Origin of the sequence: Listeria sp. ILCC792 (assembly GCF_900186135.1) — a bacterium.
Taxonomy (GTDB): Bacteria; Bacillota; Bacilli; order Lactobacillales; family Listeriaceae; genus Listeria; species Listeria goaensis.
The window spans coordinates 277,571-294,514 of the sequence record NZ_FYBO01000002.1; the positions used below are offsets into that span (position 1 = coordinate 277,571).

Consider the following 16,944-nt stretch of genomic DNA (forward strand, 5'->3'; position numbering starts at 1 on the left):
CAGAAAATAAATCTAGTTTAGTCAAACTACTTTTGCCTTGAATTCGGAATTTGTCTATCAAAAAACAAGCAAAACTAAAATACTAACAAAAAGTGATGTTAATCCCGAATAATTTTAGGATTATATTTATTTATATACTTTTTTTTTGCTCTTGTCTATATAAAAAGACTAAAAAATAAATTTAATTTATGAATCATTAATAAAAAGGTTGATATAATGGGATTTTTCAAAATAAAAAATTGTAACATTTCATTACATCATCAGAAAGCCAGTCACTCACTCATTTATTACTAAATATCTACAATTGTCCGAATAATCTGTCGTCATATCTGCTAAACAATTAAAATTCGTCTACCTTCTTTTTTTATGCTAAAGTAATACAAGAATCAAAAACGCGAGGTGACATGCATTTGTTAAAACGATTAATCATCTATACGGTTATTCAAGAAGTTCTTATTCTAATTATAATGCTTTTTCAGCAACATTTTACGCTCCTGCAGTATATTGACCTTTCCTTTTATGTTGGTTTTAGCGTCTTCATAATAGGTCTTATCGTTTATATTATGCGCTCTGGCTTTCTTGACCGCGTACACGACGGTTTTCGTAAAGTGTCCCGGAAATTTAAAGGCGAAGAAGATAACGAGTTTTCGGATATGATGCTCTCGGAACTTGTCGGCATTCCGTATCTCGATATTTTGATTAGTTCTCTCATTGTGCTTGCTTCAAGTTTTCTTGTTATGCTGTTTTATTATATGTAAGAGTTTGACAGCTTATTCCATTTCTTGGTAAAATGTCATTACTATAACTGATGCGTTAGAGGGAAAATAGTACATTTTGTGTAAACTATTTATAGAGAGCTTGTGTTTGGTGGAAACAAGTATAGAACAAAATGGAATGGGCTTCCCGAGAACTGCTTGTGAACTTTTAGTAGCAAGTGGCGGCTTAAGACCGTTATCTTATGAGTGCTTTTTAAAGCAATTAGGGTGGTACCGCGGACAAACCGTTCGTCCCTAGCAGAATTTTTTGCTAGAGACGGGCGGTTTTTATGTTCTCTCGATCGCATATTAATTTTAGGAGGAAAACAGGATGAAAAAAGTTATTTTTTCTGGTATTCAACCGAGTGGTGATTTAACACTTGGGAATTATATCGGCGCATTAAAACAGTTTGGTAGCTTCCAAGACGAATATGACTGCTACTACTGTATTGTTGACGAGCACGCCATTACGGTGCCTCAAGACCGCTTAAAACTTAGAAAGCAAATTAGAAGCTTGGCCGCACTGTATTTAGCGGTTGGTTTAGACCCAGAGAAAGCGACCTTATTTATTCAATCAGAAGTTCCGGCGCACGCGCAAGCTGCATGGATTTTGCAATGTAATGTGTACATTGGCGAGCTGGAGCGAATGACCCAATTTAAAGATAAGTCTGCTGGGAAAGCTGGTGTCAGCGCAGGACTACTAACTTATCCGCCGCTAATGGCTGCCGATATTTTACTCTATCAAACCGATCTTGTTCCGGTTGGTGACGACCAAAAGCAGCACATTGAATTAACGCGTGATTTAGCGGATCGCTTTAACAAAAAACATAACGAAATCTTTAAAATGCCCGATATTTTCGTTCCAAAACAAGGCGCGCGCGTGATGTCTTTACAGGAACCAACGAAAAAAATGAGTAAATCCGATGAAAATATTAAAAGTGCCATCTATTTGTTAGATCCTCCAAGCACGATTAGGAAGAAAATCAAGAGTGCGGTCACCGATTCATCTGGTGTCGTGCAATATGACAAGGAAAGTAAGCCTGGTATTTCTAACTTACTCTCCATTTATTCTGCTTTAACGGGCGAAACGGTTTCTGCCATCGAAGAAAAATACGCGGGGAAAGGCTATGGCGATTTTAAATCTGACCTTGCCGAATTGGTTGTTCAGGAATTAGAGCCGATTCAAACGCGCTACGAAGACTTTCTGCAATCTGATGAATTGGATAGAATTCTTGATGAAGGTGCTGAAAAAGCCCGTTTTGTTGCTAATAAGACCCTTAAAAAAATGGAAAATGCCATTGGACTCGGCCGCAAACGCCGTTAAAAAAAGAAGCCAAAATCAATTTTTTGATTTTGGCTTCTTGCTTATACAATTTGCAGCGTAACATCGATGTTGCCGCGTGTTGCTTTGCTGTACGGACAAACTTGGTGGGCTTTTTCAATCAACTCTTTGGCAGTCGCTTCGTCCACGCCGTCGATATGTGCTACCAAATCCACACCAACTTTAAATCCGTTGTCTTCTGGATCGTTATATAGGGAAACTGTTGCGGTTACTTCGCTTTTGCCTGTTACGCCTGCTTTTCCCATAACAAGTTCCAGCGCGCTATTAAAGCAAGAGCTATATCCGGCGGCAAATAGCTGTTCTGGATTTGTGCCACCGCCTCCGTCGCCACCAAGTTCCTTCGGCGCCGAAATATCAAAGAAAAAGACATTGTCCTCTGAATGCACTTCCCCGCTTCTGCCACCTGTATTAACAACCGTTGTTTCATATAATTTTTTCATTTTTTCTCCTCCTAAATTAAATAACTTTTAAGTGTCTCATTCAAGTTTTTCACATCTGCAAGTAAATTTGTATGCCCAACTTGCCCAGAAAACAATTGCTGAATGCATGCATTCACTGCGCCAATAACTGCGCCTTCCAATTGGCTACCCTTTTCCGTCAAAGAGATGATGACGACACGCTCGTCGCTTTGCTTGCGGTTCCGGAGGACTAGCCCATCTTGTTCCATTCTTTTAAGCAAAGGGGTCAGTGTTCCGCTATCTAAATCTAGCTGTGCGCCAAGTTCCATTACGCTCTGTGCGTCTTGTTCCCAGAGGGCGAGCAAAACGATGTACTGTGGGTAGGTTAGCTGGAAGGGACTGAGCGCTTTCCGGTAGTATTTTGTGAAGTTGCGCTGGACGTTATAAATTGCAAAACATAGCTGCTCATCTAGTAATCGATGATTTGTTTCCATAAAATCATCTCCTTTTATATTGTTCACAATTTAATTGTAAGCAATATTTTAACAAAAAGCGAATTGTTTGCTCAAAAAAAAGGACTTGAACAATATTGTTCAAGTCCTTTATCATCACGCCTCAAATTTTTTAAATACTAGCGTCGCATTATGTCCGCCGAAACCAAATGAATTGGACATTGCCACTTTTACATCTTGCTTCCGCGCAACATTTGGCACGTAGTCAAGATCGCAAAGCTCATCTGGATTTTCAAGATGGATCGTTGGTGGAATCACACTATCGCGAATCGTTAGAACAGAGAAAATGGCTTCAATTCCGCCAGATGCGCCTAATGTGTGCCCTGTCATAGATTTTGTTGAACTAACAGCTAACTTATAAGCATGGTCGCCAAAAACCGTTTTAACTGCAGCTGTTTCGAATTCATCGTTATAACCTGTACTTGTTCCGTGTGCATTAATATAGTCTACACTTTCCGGCTCTAATCCAGCATCGTTTAAAGCTTGTTTCATCGAACGTGCTGCACCTTCGCCGTTTGGAGCTGGTGCTGTAATATGATGCGCATCACTTGTTGAACCGTAGCCAACAACTTCTGCATAAATTTTAGCGCCACGTGCTTTAGCGTGTTCATACTCTTCTAAAATAACAATTCCTGCACCTTCACCGATAATAAAGCCATCGCGGTCTTTATCAAATGGACGGCAAGCTGTTTCAGGGTCTGGATTTAGCGACAAAGCTTTATTAGCACAAAAGCCAGCGAGCGCCATTTTTGTAATTGGTGCTTCACTTCCACCTGTAATCATCACGTCGGCATCGCCACGTTCAATCACTTTGAAAGCATCACCAATTGAGTTTGTGCCTGTTGCACAAGCCGTCACCGTTGCGGTATTAATTCCTTTGGCACCAAAACGGATTGATACTTGACCAGAAGCCATGTCTGGAATCATCATTGGAACAAAGAATGGGCTAACTCGGCGAAGACCACGATTAATATACGTATCATATTGTGTTTCAAAAGTTTCCATTCCGCCGATACCAGAACCAATCCAAACGCCTACACGCTCAGCATTGGAATCATCAATTTTAAAATCAGCGTCGTTTAATGCCATTTCTGCACCTGCAATTGCATAGTGAGTGAAACGATCCATCTTACGAGCTTCTTTTTTCTCGATATATTTTTCAACATCGAAGTCCTTTAATTCAGCAGCAATTTTCACTGGGAAATCATCAGGATTTAAACGCGTTAATTCTTTAACACCGTTAACACCATTTTTCGCGTTTTCCCAAGAAGTTTCTGCATCATTTCCAAGTGGTGTAACTGCTCCAATACCAGTAACGACTACTCTTCTTCTTTCCATGTACTCATCTCCTTGTCTTTGGGCTCATGAAAAAACAACTTCTGTCAACTGACAGGAGTCATCCTTAATATTTGTTGCTTCAAAATAATAAATAAAAATATAGCAAAAACATATAGCCAACTTGGCAGCTATTGTACAAATAAATAGAGCTTGGTTTGAAGCAAAATTCAAGCCGATTTTATTATACCACAAAAGAAAGAAAGGTGTCTTTATCTATACATAAAAACACCTCAAACATCTAAAAATCAAAGCATTTATTTACCCCAACGGAGAACTAGCGCTCCCCAAGTTAAACCTGCGCCGAAGCCAACAAGTAATAAGTTGTCGCCGTCTTTTACTCGTCCTTCCTCGACCGCATCGATTAAAGCAAGTGCGATGGACGATGATGATGTATTGCCGTATTTATGAACCGTCTTCATTAATTTTTCTTCTGGTAAATCTAGACGCTCACGCGATGCTTCCATGATACGAATATTTGCTTGATGAGGAATTAGCAAGTCTAAGTCCGCTTTCTCTAAGCCAGCTTTTTCTAACACTTGCATTGACGCATCACCCATTTTACGCACAGCAAAACGGAAAACTTCACGTCCATTCATATACATTTTATTATTCTCTGCTTTTAAATTTAAATATTTACCGCCTGAACCATCAGAACCTAAAACAAACGATAGCAAACCTTTATCTTCAGAAACTGGCCCCATCACAACTGCGCCAGCACCATCACCAAATAATACAGCTGTACTTCTGTCGTCCCAATCGGTAATTTTTGATAACTTATCTACCCCAACAACAACAACATGCTTGTAAGCCCCTGTTTGGATAAATTGAGAAGCTGTCACAACGCCGTAGGTGAATCCGGAGCATGCTGCTTCTAAGTCCATGGCTGCAGCGTTTTTAGCCCCCAAACGATCTTGAATAATATTCCCAACGGACGGAAAAGTAGCTTCTTGGGTTATCGTTGCCACAATAAATAAATCAATATCTTCAGGCGTCAACCCTGCATTTTCAATTGCTTTTTTGGCCGCCTCATAAGCCATGTCATGTGTATATTCATCGTCACGCGCAATACGTCTTTCCTGAATTCCTGTACGCGTGCGAATCCATTCGTCAGATGTTTCCATCATTTTTTCCAAATCAAAGTTAGTTAATACTCTTTCAGGAACATATTTCCCTACTCCTAGAATACCTGCGTTCATTGTTTCTCCTCCATATAAAGCTGTCTTTATGACCTGGTGCTAATTTTAACAGATATTAGTCCGATTAGCAATTTTATTGTTTTTTTATGTAAAAAACCCCCAGCACAAAAACTGTACTAGGGGAATAAATTAGAAACTAAATTTCGGATTTAATTGTCCTTTATAAGGCTCATGTTCCACAAAAACAACAACATCATTTCCTGCTGCATCTTTGCCGATTCGTTTATACGTAAATTTATTTGGATTTAGTTCTGTAAGTTCAAGTGCGGCGCCGTATTTATTTGTTCCAATTGAAACGTGCGCGCGAATTTTATTGCCATGTAAAACGTCAAAGTAGCCATAGTCCATCCGACTTTCACCCGTTTGCAAGTTGTAAAATTCATATTTATTCGTCTTGCTATCAAATTTTGCTAAGCTAATGAAGTTCCGATTTTGAGCCGTCACATCATTTCCTTTTTCATCTAAAACTTTTGTGCCATTCCAAAGCCGGTTTCCTAAAATTTTATCTCCGTCAACATATTTCATAATTTTTCCAGTTTGCGAATTCAATTGTTTGTCCGGCTGTGTAAATTGTAAATCTTTGCCTTTATACGGAATGTGCTCCACGTATACTTCTACGTCTTTGCCCGCTTTATCTTTTCCCATGCGTTTATAAGTGAAAATATCGCGATTGATTTTTTCCATCTCGACAACCGCTTGATAGTTTAACGTTTCCGAAATTAAAACGCGTTTTTTACCATCATTGGTTACAAAGAAAGTTCCCGCATCATTTCTTGACTCCCCGGTTTTAGCATCAAAGAACTCGTAGCGTCCAGTTTCAGACTCGTATTTTGCTAAGCCGATAAAGTTTTGATTTTCTGCTGTCAGGTCATTCCCCTTTTTATCATAAACTTTCGTGCCTTGCCAGTTGGTGCTCCCGAGTATTTGCGTTGCTTTTTCCCCAGAAACATACTTTTTCTTTTGTTCATATTTCTTTGCTTCGACATTTTTCGCCTCACCGTAAGTAGTTTGCCCGTATGCTGTTGTGAATAACACCGCTCCGCCGAGCAGAAATGCCCCCATTATTTTTACTTGTTTATTCATTATTTTTTCCTCCTTTGTTAATTTCTATCGTCATCTTACCGAAAGAAACTAAACTCCAACTAAAGAAAAAATAAACTTTTTATGAACAAAAAAATCGCACTAGGCGATTTTTTTAACTATCTATTTATTAGGGTTGTTGTCGGAAAAACCAGGCGCTTTTGACCAGCCGACCGATTTACCATCTTTGTCAGTGATGCGATACCAATATTCATTGTTGACATCAGCGCGTTTATCGATAGTGACTTTCTTACCTTTTAAATCGTTAAGATTACCTTTTATTTGTGAGCTGTCTTCTACTGGATACGTATAAATTTTTTGGTCATTTTCAACGACATATTTTTTCATTTCTTTTTGCACTTCATTTTTTGGCGTATAGAAAATTTCTACTACATCTGTGTCCACGTAGCCAAGACGTTTGCCATTTTCAAAAATTTCATACCAGTCGCCACTTTCAGTTGTTACTTTCTTACCTAAACGTAAACTTTTCTCTTTATAAGCGGAAGCATTGGCTACTTTTTTTGCTCCTTTTGTCCCGTACGGGGAGGTCCAAATAGCGGCGTTTTTAGGATCTTCCATTTTTCCATAAGCGAGCACGTATTCTGATTTTTGAATCGAATCATAAATATCATCATATGCGGTTAAATTATAGCGTTCAATGGTTTGGATTAAAGTATTGGCATAGTTTGGATCTGTCGCATATCCAGCTTCTTGAATGGCTTTTGAAACTTGTTTATAATCTGTTTCATTTAATACATCATGATAGAGGTAAGGATCGCCGCTGATTCCATTTACAAATAACATCGTATGATCTTCTACAGAGGCTGCTCTGCTCGGGTAAGAACGAAATGCCGCATCTGTTTTATAGGCCTCATCCCCGGCATATTCTGTTGTTTGCATGGTGATGGAATCACCATTATAAGAACCTTTAATCCCAAATAAATTATTCGCTTGCGTGGATAATCCACTGTTTCCCCAATTCGATTCTACGATAGCTTGGGCGATTGTGACGCTTGTTAACACACCATATTTTTTTTGTAGTTCTTGCGCTTTTGGTGCTATATCTTGAACAAATTGTTGCTGTGAAACTGTCATTCCTTGAAGTGACGCTGTTACACCCGATTTATCAGCAGCTTCCGCTTGTACAGTAGCAAACGGCAGTAAAGCAGAAGTAGCAATAACCGACGCTATAACAGCATGTTTAATTTTTTTCATCTTTCTTTATTGCACATCCTATTCTTTAAAGTTGTCTTGCTGTAAACCTCAATTGCAAAACTTAGTTTAACAGCTGTTTATTATAAAAAGATGTGAAAAATATAACAGTTTTATCACATCATGAATACACAACAAAAAAAGTATTGCTATCACACGCTTTTAACTGTTTTTCAGCTAAATGTTACAATCCAGTGACACTTTTTATTTGTGTCTTTGCTAAAACTGGAATAATTTGTTTCTTTATGCTAAAATTAACCAAGTAATAATGTGAATCGAGGTGTCCGCTATGCGTTATATCGTAACAATCATTTGGGTGTTTTTCCTTTCGATGATGGCTGAATTCGTACTTTCTTCCATGCTTTACGTGCCATTCGATTTCACTAGAGGACTTATTTTGACAGTTGGGATTTCATTTTTCGTACTTGTTATTCCACTTCTTATGCCAAAAGATAGCGAAATTTACGATATTAAATAAAAAGAAGCGTCCCGTTTGGGACGCTTCTTTTTATTTGTCGAGATAATATTTGTTTAGCGGTTGCAATTCATTATCCAGCTCATAAACAAGCGGAACGCCTGTTGGGATTTCGAGTTCCATAATGTCATCATCGCTAATGCCTTCTAGGAATTTCACGAGTGCGCGCAAACTGTTTCCGTGAGCAGCAATCACAACGCGATTTCCTGATTTAATTTCCGGCGCAATTGTGTCCATCCAGTACGGGATTACCCGTTCAAGCGTAACCTTCAAATTTTCCCCAGAAGGAATCGCATGTGTATCAAGAAGTTGATAGCGGCGATCGTTTTTAGCTTGGCGCTCGTCATTTTCTTCTAACAGCGGCGGCAACGTGTCATAGCTGCGACGCCATTTTTGCACCTGGTCGGCACCATATTTATCGGCTGTTTCTTGTTTATTCAATCCTTGTAAAGCCCCGTAATGCCGTTCATTTAAACGCCACGATTTATGTACGGGCACCCACATTTGATTTGACTCCTCTAAAGCAAAATTGAGCGTTTTAATCGCACGCGTTAAAACGGAGGTAAAGGCGACATCAAATTCTAGACCTGCTTCTTTAATGCGCTTTCCAGCAGTTTTTGCTTCCAAAATGCCTTCTTCGGATAAGTCCACATCATGCCAACCAGTAAACAAATTCAGTTTATTCCACTCACTTTGACCATGACGGATTAAAACTAATTTCATAACTTCATCATCCTCTCTACACCTACTATACACCTTAACACCAAAATTTTCCCTTTTTTAGTAGAAATAAACCTTAAAAGCAGTTGGCTTACTCCTTTCAACTAAGCGACTCCTCGTTTTTTATGATGTGAGTTGCTAAAAATAGCAAAGAAGTAGGAGCGGAAATCCGCTCCTACTTCTAATCCGTCACATTAAATGTAAATTCTCCGTCCACAAGTCCAATTTCAACAGTTGTATGCGGCATAACTGCGCCAGAAACAATTTCGCGTGCAAGTGGGGTTTCCACATGGCGAACTAAATAGCGTTTTAGTGGTCGCGCACCGTAAACTGGATCATAGGCCTCCTCGGCAACAAATTGTTTGGCTTCATCTGTCATCGAAATGTGAATTTCCTGCGCTTGTAGCCGCAGCTGTAACTGGGCAACCAGTTTCTCCACAATTCCTTTGACATTTTCTAGCGTAAGAGGTTTGAATAAAACAATGTCATCTACACGATTTAAAAATTCCGGCTTGAACGACGCTTGCAGCACCTTTTGCACATCTTGTTCGAGCTCAGCAGAAATTTCGCCATCTTCCGTGCGTTCAAGTAGCATCGTCGAACCGATGTTGCTCGTCATAATGATGACCGTATTTTTGAAGTCCACAAGTCTTCCTTGCGAATCTGTAATGCGGCCATCGTCTAGCACTTGTAGCAAAATATTGAACACATCTGGATGCGCCTTTTCGATTTCATCTAGCAATACAATCGAATACGGGTTACGCCGCACAGCTTCCGTCAATTGCCCGCCTTCCTCATAACCAACATAGCCAGGAGGCGCACCGACCAGCCTTGAAACCGCATGTTTCTCCATATATTCCGACATATCAATCCGAATCATATGCTCTTCCGAATCAAACATATTGTAAGCCAAAGCTTTCGCAAGCTCCGTCTTCCCAACCCCCGTCGGCCCTAAGAAAATAAACGAACCAATTGGACGATTCGAATCTTTAATTCCAGCGCGCGCACGAAGCACTGCATCGCTGACTAAATCGACCGCATTGTCTTGCCCAATCACCTTTTCATGAAGTGCGTCCGCCAGTTTTAATAGCTTCTCTCGTTCGCCTTCAACAAGTTTTGTCACCGGAATACCCGTCCAGCGCCCAATAATTTCAGCAATTTCATTTTCCGTCACTTCTTCTTGAAGTAAACGCTCCTCATCTTGCGCCTTTGCATGATTTTCCGCTTCAAGTTGCGCTAATTCTTTTTCGAGTTCTGGAATCTTCCCGTGACGCAGTTCCGCCGCCTTCGCTAAATCATAATTATTTTCAGCCTCTTCAAGCGCGTGGCGAGCTGCATCAATTTGCTCACGCACTTCGCGAATTTTACCAATCTCACTTTTTTCAGATTCCCACTTTGATTTCATTTTGTTTGCTTCTTCTTTGTAGTCCGCTAATTCTTTTTGAAGCATTTCTAGGCGTCTAACACTTGCTGGGTCTTTTTCTTCTTTTAAAGCTGCCTCTTCAATTTCGAGTTGCATCACTTTACGTGTCACTTCGTCAAGCTCACTCGGCATCGAGTCAATCTCCACCCGAATTGTCGCACACGCCTCGTCAATCAGGTCAATCGCCTTATCTGGCAAGAAGCGGTCGGTAATATAGCGGTTCGAAAGTGTTGCGGCCGCTACAAGCGCGTTATCGTGAATATTAACCCCGTGGTGGATTTCAAATCGCTCCTTTAACCCCCGTAAAATCGAAACCGTATCCTCGACAGTCGGTTCGGGAACTAATACTTTTTGAAAGCGGCGCTCTAGTGCAGCATCTTTTTCGATGTACTGGCGATATTCATCAAGCGTTGTCGCGCCAATACAGTGGAGCTCGCCCCGCGCGAGCATCGGTTTCAGCATATTCCCAGCATCCATCGCCCCGTCCGTTTTGCCGGCCCCAACAATCGTATGAATTTCATCAATGAAAAGTAGGACTTGCCCTTCTGATTCCTTCACTTCTTGCAGAACCGCCTTCAAACGCTCCTCAAATTCCCCGCGGTATTTCGCGCCAGCAATGAGCGCCCCTAAATCAAGCGAAATAATCGTTTTATCTTTTAAGCCTTCTGGCACATCTTTGCGTACAATTCGCTGTGCAAGTCCTTCCACAATCGCCGTTTTCCCAACGCCTGGTTCCCCAATTAGAACCGGATTATTTTTCGTTTTCCGCGATAAAATCCGAATCACGTTACGAATTTCCGTATCGCGCCCAATAACCGGGTCAAGTTTCCCGCTGCGCACTTCCGCAACTAAATCCCGCCCGTATTTCGTTAAAGCCTCATAATTTTCTTCTGCATTTTGACTAGTCACACGCTTACCTCCTCGAATTTGCATCACCGCATCTAAAATCATTTTTTTATTTTTACCTTGTGACAAAATTTCCTCCGCCACAACCGTTTTCTTTTGATTCATTATCGCTAAAAGTAAATGTTCCGTTGAAATAAATTCATCATTCAACTCTTTTTCTTCTTTCTCAGCGTCCATCATTAACGTGTAAAGCTCTTGAGTCATCGAACTCCCGTATTCAATGTTCGTTCCACTTACAACAGGAATTTTGTCTAAAGCATTCGTAAGCGTTTCGTTAAGCGCGTCCGCGCGGACTTCCGCGATGTCATACACACGTTTTGTAAAGTCGCTCTCATCTAGCAGCACTTTAAAAATATGCACCACATCAATCGCCTGATGCAAAGCACCTTGCGCCAATTTCTGCGCCTCCTCAATTGTCTCCTGAACTTGCGTTGTAAATTTTTGCATTTCCATCATATGGCCTCCTTTAAAATACACTTTGACCAAATTTGACCTTAATAATATTATAGGACGTTTGACCTTCTTTGTCCAATGAAATTATAACTTTTTCCAAAAAAACTCACCGAAGATATCCCCCGATGAGTTTTGACTATTAATCGCGTCCAGTGAACAATTGGAGCAAGTATAGAAATAGATTTAGAAAATCCAAATATAAGCTAAGTGCAAGCATTGGAACATCATCAAGCGTTACGTCTCGTTTCATAATTTGGTTGAAATCAAACAAAATGTAAAGCGAGAAAATTAATGTTCCTGCTCCCGCAATAATCATTGAGAATCCGCCTAGCGGCATAAACAATCCAAAAAGCGAGAATAGCACTAAAATAATTAGTCCCGCGAACAAAGCTTTCCCTAAAAAGTGTAAGTCGGTTTTCATTTTTGCTCCGACAAAGCCTAGTACTGTGAACGTAACCGATGCCGTCACAAAGGCAAGTAAAACGGCTGTTCCTGCGCCGGCGTTAAAATAATACGTTAACGTTGGGCCAAGCATCAGGCCTGTTACGAAGGCAAAAGCGAGTAAAATTGGGAATCCCCATGTTCGACTCAATTCTTTTTTCCTACGAACAACAATGGCCGCAATTAAAAGCGCAAATTCTAACACAACAAGCGGGATAAACCAAGCTGGATTAAGCGAGTTTCCCACCGCTGCCCCGAGTGTTGCAACCAGTAATGAAATCACGAACCAGTTTAATGTTTTTTGCATAATCACTTGCTTATTCGTCGCTTCTTCAGCGTGTATCCGTTCATTTTGTCTTACTTCACTCATCATAAATCTCTCCCGTCTTTAAACTCATAAAAAAAGTATAGCATATTTCCAAAGGAATCCCTATCAGACTTGCGTATGGTTTTCATATCGGACTATCCCTTATCTGTAAAGCGCAAAATCACTCACATCTTCAAAGCCAATTTTATGATAAATTTTTCCAGCAACCGGATTATCATAAAATAAACATGGCGTTTTACCTTCCGCAAGTAAATCACAACAAATTCGTTTCATCAGTGTACTCGCAAATCCGTTCCCTCTGTATGTATCAAGTGTTGCCACACCCGTAATCATCGCTGAAAAAGAATTCTCTGCTGACGATTCCACAACAGATACAACACGATTATCTTGTTCAATATAATAAATCCGTTTCGATCCTTGTTCTAATTGCCGAATAACAAGCTCCTCATTTTCCACGCGTTCACCAAATTCTTTAATCTCTGCGCGCATCGTAATAATTTCCGCAACATCTTCAGCTTTTGCCGACCGGATAATCACTTCACGATTCGCATTCATCATGCTCGCATTATTGCATTTTCCAAAGAAAGAATCATGACGCTTCTTGTTTAAATCTGGAATATACTTCTCAAATTGCTTCGTCACACGCGGAATCCCGCTAATATTAAAATTTTCATAACCTTTAATGATTTCCGCAAAACCTTGCGCATTGAAGTTTTCTGTTTTTGAATAAGGTAAGAAATTACGTTCAAACCGTAATAGACAAGCAATTAATTCAGAAGAATCTTCATTGTATTCGCCCCAAATGTCAATAATATCATTATCATAGCCGAAATTTTCGATATCTCCTAAAATAAACAAATTTAAAAGTGCTTCTGGTTTAAGTAGTTCGTTCAGTTCTTGTTCATTTGCTGATGTCAGTTTTTTAATCAAGTTCTTCCACTCCCTATCCAAAATAGCTCATCAAAAAGTGCTTTCATTTTAGTTGATAAATGAAAATTAGTCAACAAGTTGGACATAAAAGAGCCCTGTGCTAGCAATTATTTTAAAGCAAATAAAAACCCCTTATCTCAAATGAAATAAGGAGCTCTTGTCAATTTTATTCCCATTCGTAATGTATTTCGCCAATTTTCAGCATCAAACTTAAGGTGTTGAATTTTTCATCGCCAAGATGAAGTTTATTTTCGTCTTGGAATTTAATTGGTTCAGCCGCAATTTCCGCTTGATCTTTTTTAAAATAATTTACTTCTAATTGAAGTTTTTCGGTCATGTCGTGTATGTATTTATCAAATTTCTTTTGATTCCTCATCTTTCCTGTCATAACTGCCGTGATTGTATTTTGACTTACGCCAACTGCTTTCGCGAAAGTTCGTTTTGTATATCCATTCATCGTCATATAAAACGCTACATTATCAGCAATTCGTTTTTTCTCTTTTGTATTATTCATCATTTAAACCTCCTATGAACCTTAACCTTAATTCATTATGCCCCATAAAAATGAGAATCCGATTAAAAGTTTATAGTATTATGGTAAAAAAATCGAAAACGTTTTCATTTTTTAGAAACAAAAAGAGCACACTAAGTGCACTCTCAGAATTTCGCTTTATATTTATTCCAAACAACCGTTTTTAAGACTTCTAAAAACTCTGGATCCGCATTTGGCATTGGTGGACGATGATAAGTCGCACCTACTTCGTCTGTCACCACTTTACATTCATAATCATTGTCGTAAAGCACTTCAAGGTGTTCTGCAACAAAGCCAACTGGTGTGTAAATGAAATGTTTGTACGCTTTTTCCTTGTATAAATCGCGCGTTAAGTCTTGCACATCTGGCCCAAGCCACGGCTCGCCAGTTTTCCCTTCGCTTTGCCAGCCTAGCGCGTAATGCGGTACGTTTACTTTATCAAAAAGTAATTTTGCAGTTTCAGCTAATTGGTCAGGATACGGGTCGCCGTGCGCTTTAATTTTTTCAGGCAAGCTATGCGCGGAAACAATTAGAATGCTTTCATCTAGTTCGCTATTTGGGATTTCATTTGTCGCGGCGTTAATTCGGTCCGCCCACATTTGAATAAATTTCGGTTCCGTGTACCAGTCGTTAATGTTTCTAATGACCGGCCCGCCGAGCTTGTCTGCTGCATCTTGTGCGCGCTTATTGTACGCTCGGACGCTAAAGCTCGAGTAGTGCGGTGCTAAAACAATTGATATCGCCTCATCAATTCCGTCCTTACGCATCTTTGAAACAGCGTCCTCGATGAAAGGCTCAATATGCTTTAATCCAATATAAGCTTTGAACTGCACTTCCTCTTGAAACTCATTAAGCGTCCGTTCGAGACCATACGCTTGCTCCTCGGTTATTTTGGCAAGCGGCGATAAGCCACCGATTGCGTGATATCTGCCGCGCAAGTCCGAAACCATCTCATCTGTTGGCTTTCTTCCGTGCCGAATATCTGTGTAATAACGCTCGATATCTTCATCTTTATAAGGTGTTCCGTAAGCCATCACTAATAATCCAACTTGTTTCATGATTTTTTGTCACTCCCTAATAAAATTTTGCTGCGTTCATGAATAAATCGCGTCAATTCTTTCAGCATTTCGGGCTCAACCTCAGGGAAAACACCATGACCCAGATTGAAAATGAAGCCCGGCTTTTTCGTTCCTTGCACGAGGATTTCATTCGTTTGCTCAAAACATTTTTCTTTTGCGAGAAGCATGGAAGGGTCTAAGTTCCCTTGTAATGCCTTATTCGACAGCCTTTCTTGTGCTTCTTGTATCGTCATACGCCAATCAACACCAACAACATCTACTTGTAAATCGTTAAATTCATCTACAAGATGTGCCGCAGCGACCGCTTGCATAATGATTGGCACATCTGGATGCACCGCTTTCACTGTTCGAATGATTTCCTGCATCGTCGGTTTTATGTACTGCACATAATCGGCCCGACTGACTGCCCCGACCCAGGAATCGAAAATCTGGACGGCACTTGCTCCGGCTTCAATTTGGGCAATTAAATAGTCTGCTGTCATTTTTCCAAGTTTCTCCATAAGTAAAAACCAGAGCGCTGGCTCACGATACATCAAACTTTTCGTTTTATGATAGCTTTTAGAAGGACCACCTTCTACCATGTAGCTTGCCAGTGTAAACGGCGCGCCTGAAAAACCAATGAGCGGCACAGTAAGTTGTTCCTCTGTTAATAACTTTATCGTGTCTAAAATATAAGGTACATCTGTCTGCGGCGAAAGCACGTCTAGCTTTTCAACATCTTGAATGGTCCGAATCGGATTATGGATGACAGGCCCAATCCCACTTTTGATTTCAACTTCGACGCCCATTCCGACGAGTGGCGTCATAATATCTTTATATAAAATTGCTGCATCTACACCATAATTTTCTACAGGAAGACGCGTCACATACGCACATAATTCTGGGTTATGCGTGATTTCAAAAAGCGAATACTTTTCTTTTAGTTTTCGATATTCCGGCTGAGAACGTCCAGCTTGTCGCATATACCAAACTGGTATCGTATCAACCGCTTCCTTTCTTGCAGCTCGTAAAAACAAGTCATTCTCGATTTTTTTCATCCCGTTGTCTGCCCCTCGCATATAATATTTTACAGTCCCACCCAAGAATACTAAAAATCATGTTTAAAACCAAACAAATTGCTTAAAGCTTGTTTAAAACTTTCTAAAGGTGGAAAATGAATTTCAGCAACATAATTTCAAAACAGAAAGCTGGTTAGGATCATGAAAAATATTTATATTACATCTGGAACGGAGCACTATTTGCGGCAAGTGCTGGCTGACCACCCAAATGAACCACTTATTCTTTTACAAAATTATAGCAATGCGGTTTTAATTGAAGAATCAAAAAATCCTACTGTTTTAAAGGAGGCTTCCACGTACCGTTTAATGCAATCTTACGGTGAAATAAAAGGTTTCGGTTCTGTAACCTTTGAATATATCATGGTACGTGATGAAGAGATTCCCATTTTTCTTAAAATGTATCAAAACATTGCTGCTATTTTAGCTGATACGGCAGGCTTACAATGTGTTCAACTTGGGCAATCAGTGACGCAAAACAAATACTTAATTTTGACGTTTTGGGATTCTGAAAGGTATTACCAAGCGTGGAAAACAACGCCTCATCATGCGCAAGTAATTAAAGTGATGGAAAATAATAATACGCAAATTGGTTTTTCACATATTGATACGTATCATTTCCCTGAATTCTCGCATGACTCGAAATAAAATAAAGAAACGCGTTGTGAGCAGATCGCTCACAACGCGTTTCTTTATCAGACTGATGACAAACAGTTCTTGCCTCGGCTTTGCCTAAAATCTCACCATTTGTCAACAGTCTGATTATACG

General features: G+C 39.9%; 17 protein-coding genes and 1 other annotated feature. Of the genes, 4 read left to right on the forward strand and 13 right to left on the reverse strand.

All coding sequences use genetic code 11. The features are described 5' to 3' along the window. The first annotated feature begins 410 nt into the window (after positions 1-410). Positions 411-758: a DUF3899 domain-containing protein gene (locus CFS60_RS03970; RefSeq protein ID WP_088809314.1), complete on the forward strand. Its 348-nt coding sequence runs from the start codon at positions 411-413 to the stop codon at positions 756-758. Positions 759-804: 46 nt separating this feature from the next. Beyond that, positions 805-1,015, forward strand: a binding site (T-box leader). 71 nt (positions 1,016-1,086) lie between these two features. Then, a complete protein-coding gene (gene trpS / locus CFS60_RS03975; RefSeq protein WP_088825511.1) occupies positions 1,087-2,079 on the forward strand; it encodes a tryptophan--tRNA ligase in 993 nt (330 codons plus the stop codon). 41 nt (positions 2,080-2,120) lie between these two features. Here trpS and CFS60_RS03980 read toward each other — a convergent pair whose 3' ends face one another. From CFS60_RS03980 to CFS60_RS04005, 6 genes are all read right to left on the reverse strand, one after another. After that, a complete protein-coding gene (locus CFS60_RS03980; RefSeq protein ID WP_088809316.1) occupies positions 2,121-2,537 on the reverse strand; it encodes an organic hydroperoxide resistance protein in 417 nt (138 codons plus the stop codon). Between the two features lie 11 nt (positions 2,538-2,548). Continuing rightward, positions 2,549-2,989 carry a MarR family winged helix-turn-helix transcriptional regulator gene (locus tag CFS60_RS03985; protein ID WP_088809317.1) on the reverse strand — a complete coding sequence of 147 codons (441 nt, stop codon included), beginning with the start codon at positions 2,987-2,989 and terminating at the stop codon, positions 2,549-2,551. A gap of 114 nt (positions 2,990-3,103) precedes the next feature. Then, the gene (fabF, locus tag CFS60_RS03990; RefSeq protein ID WP_088809318.1) at positions 3,104-4,345 is read right to left on the reverse strand and encodes a beta-ketoacyl-ACP synthase II; all 1,242 of its coding nucleotides are present in this window, start codon (positions 4,343-4,345) and stop codon (positions 3,104-3,106) included. Between the two features lie 254 nt (positions 4,346-4,599). Then, positions 4,600-5,541: a beta-ketoacyl-ACP synthase III gene (locus CFS60_RS03995; protein ID WP_088809319.1), complete on the reverse strand. Its 942-nt coding sequence runs from the start codon at positions 5,539-5,541 to the stop codon at positions 4,600-4,602. Between the two features lie 129 nt (positions 5,542-5,670). Beyond that, a complete protein-coding gene (locus tag CFS60_RS04000; RefSeq protein ID WP_088809320.1) occupies positions 5,671-6,624 on the reverse strand; it encodes a DUF4822 domain-containing protein in 954 nt (317 codons plus the stop codon). Positions 6,625-6,744: 120 nt separating this feature from the next. Next, positions 6,745-7,836: a glucosaminidase domain-containing protein gene (locus tag CFS60_RS04005; protein ID WP_088838858.1), complete on the reverse strand. Its 1,092-nt coding sequence runs from the start codon at positions 7,834-7,836 to the stop codon at positions 6,745-6,747. A gap of 286 nt (positions 7,837-8,122) precedes the next feature. Here CFS60_RS04005 and CFS60_RS04010 point away from each other — a divergent pair, with 286 nt between their 5' ends. Continuing rightward, positions 8,123-8,311 (forward strand): YjzD family protein, encoded by a 189-nt coding sequence (locus CFS60_RS04010; RefSeq protein ID WP_007474606.1) that lies wholly within the window; start codon positions 8,123-8,125, stop codon positions 8,309-8,311. A 30-nt stretch (positions 8,312-8,341) separates the two neighbouring features. Here the strand turns inward: CFS60_RS04010 and gpmA are convergent, their stop codons facing one another. From gpmA to hemE, 7 genes are all read right to left on the reverse strand, one after another. Next, positions 8,342-9,031: a 2,3-diphosphoglycerate-dependent phosphoglycerate mutase gene (gene gpmA, locus CFS60_RS04015; protein WP_088809322.1), complete on the reverse strand. Its 690-nt coding sequence runs from the start codon at positions 9,029-9,031 to the stop codon at positions 8,342-8,344. A 178-nt stretch (positions 9,032-9,209) separates the two neighbouring features. Continuing rightward, the gene (gene clpB, locus CFS60_RS04020; protein WP_088838859.1) at positions 9,210-11,810 is read right to left on the reverse strand and encodes an ATP-dependent chaperone ClpB; all 2,601 of its coding nucleotides are present in this window, start codon (positions 11,808-11,810) and stop codon (positions 9,210-9,212) included. 139 nt (positions 11,811-11,949) lie between these two features. Continuing rightward, complete coding sequence (locus tag CFS60_RS04025) at positions 11,950-12,621, reverse strand: Bax inhibitor-1/YccA family protein (RefSeq protein WP_088809324.1); 672 nt, start codon at positions 12,619-12,621, stop codon at positions 11,950-11,952. A 99-nt stretch (positions 12,622-12,720) separates the two neighbouring features. Beyond that, positions 12,721-13,509 (reverse strand): GNAT family N-acetyltransferase, encoded by a 789-nt coding sequence (locus tag CFS60_RS04030; protein WP_088809325.1) that lies wholly within the window; start codon positions 13,507-13,509, stop codon positions 12,721-12,723. Positions 13,510-13,675: 166 nt separating this feature from the next. Further along, the gene (locus tag CFS60_RS04035; protein ID WP_088809326.1) at positions 13,676-14,023 is read right to left on the reverse strand and encodes a hypothetical protein; all 348 of its coding nucleotides are present in this window, start codon (positions 14,021-14,023) and stop codon (positions 13,676-13,678) included. Positions 14,024-14,166: 143 nt separating this feature from the next. Beyond that, positions 14,167-15,102: a ferrochelatase gene (gene hemH / locus CFS60_RS04040; protein ID WP_088809327.1), complete on the reverse strand. Its 936-nt coding sequence runs from the start codon at positions 15,100-15,102 to the stop codon at positions 14,167-14,169. Next, on the reverse strand, positions 15,096-16,157 hold the full coding sequence (gene hemE, locus CFS60_RS04045) for a uroporphyrinogen decarboxylase (RefSeq protein WP_088838860.1): 1,062 nt from the start codon (positions 16,155-16,157) through the stop codon (positions 15,096-15,098). Before hemE ends, hemH begins: the two co-directional genes overlap by 7 nt. 162 nt (positions 16,158-16,319) lie before the next feature. On the opposite strand from hemE, the gene CFS60_RS04050 reads away from it, so the two are divergent. Then, on the forward strand, positions 16,320-16,823 hold the full coding sequence (locus CFS60_RS04050) for an antibiotic biosynthesis monooxygenase (protein WP_088809329.1): 504 nt from the start codon (positions 16,320-16,322) through the stop codon (positions 16,821-16,823). The last annotated feature ends 121 nt before the right edge of the window (positions 16,824-16,944 follow it).

Excerpts from the sequence above, each read along its gene's own strand:
- hemE (WP_088838860.1), bottom strand. The coding sequence starts at position 16,157 with ATGAAAAAAATCGAGAATGACTTGTTTTTACGAGCTGCAAGAAAGGAA.
- CFS60_RS04005 (WP_088838858.1), bottom strand. The coding sequence starts at position 7,836 with ATGAAAAAAATTAAACATGCTGTTATAGCGTCGGTTATTGCTACTTCT.
- clpB (WP_088838859.1), bottom strand. The coding sequence starts at position 11,810 with ATGGAAATGCAAAAATTTACAACGCAAGTTCAGGAGACAATTGAGGAG.
- CFS60_RS03995 (WP_088809319.1), bottom strand. The coding sequence starts at position 5,541 with ATGAACGCAGGTATTCTAGGAGTAGGGAAATATGTTCCTGAAAGAGTA.
- CFS60_RS04000 (WP_088809320.1), bottom strand. The coding sequence starts at position 6,624 with ATGAATAAACAAGTAAAAATAATGGGGGCATTTCTGCTCGGCGGAGCG.
- CFS60_RS04050 (WP_088809329.1), top strand. The coding sequence starts at position 16,320 with ATGAAAAATATTTATATTACATCTGGAACGGAGCACTATTTGCGGCAA.
- CFS60_RS04025 (WP_088809324.1), bottom strand. The coding sequence starts at position 12,621 with ATGAGTGAAGTAAGACAAAATGAACGGATACACGCTGAAGAAGCGACG.
- CFS60_RS04010 (WP_007474606.1), top strand. The coding sequence starts at position 8,123 with ATGCGTTATATCGTAACAATCATTTGGGTGTTTTTCCTTTCGATGATG.
- CFS60_RS03980 (WP_088809316.1), bottom strand. The coding sequence starts at position 2,537 with ATGAAAAAATTATATGAAACAACGGTTGTTAATACAGGTGGCAGAAGC.
- fabF (WP_088809318.1), bottom strand. The coding sequence starts at position 4,345 with ATGGAAAGAAGAAGAGTAGTCGTTACTGGTATTGGAGCAGTTACACCA.
- gpmA (WP_088809322.1), bottom strand. The coding sequence starts at position 9,031 with ATGAAATTAGTTTTAATCCGTCATGGTCAAAGTGAGTGGAATAAACTG.
- CFS60_RS03985 (WP_088809317.1), bottom strand. The coding sequence starts at position 2,989 with ATGGAAACAAATCATCGATTACTAGATGAGCAGCTATGTTTTGCAATT.
- trpS (WP_088825511.1), top strand. The coding sequence starts at position 1,087 with ATGAAAAAAGTTATTTTTTCTGGTATTCAACCGAGTGGTGATTTAACA.
- CFS60_RS04035 (WP_088809326.1), bottom strand. The coding sequence starts at position 14,023 with ATGAATAATACAAAAGAGAAAAAACGAATTGCTGATAATGTAGCGTTT.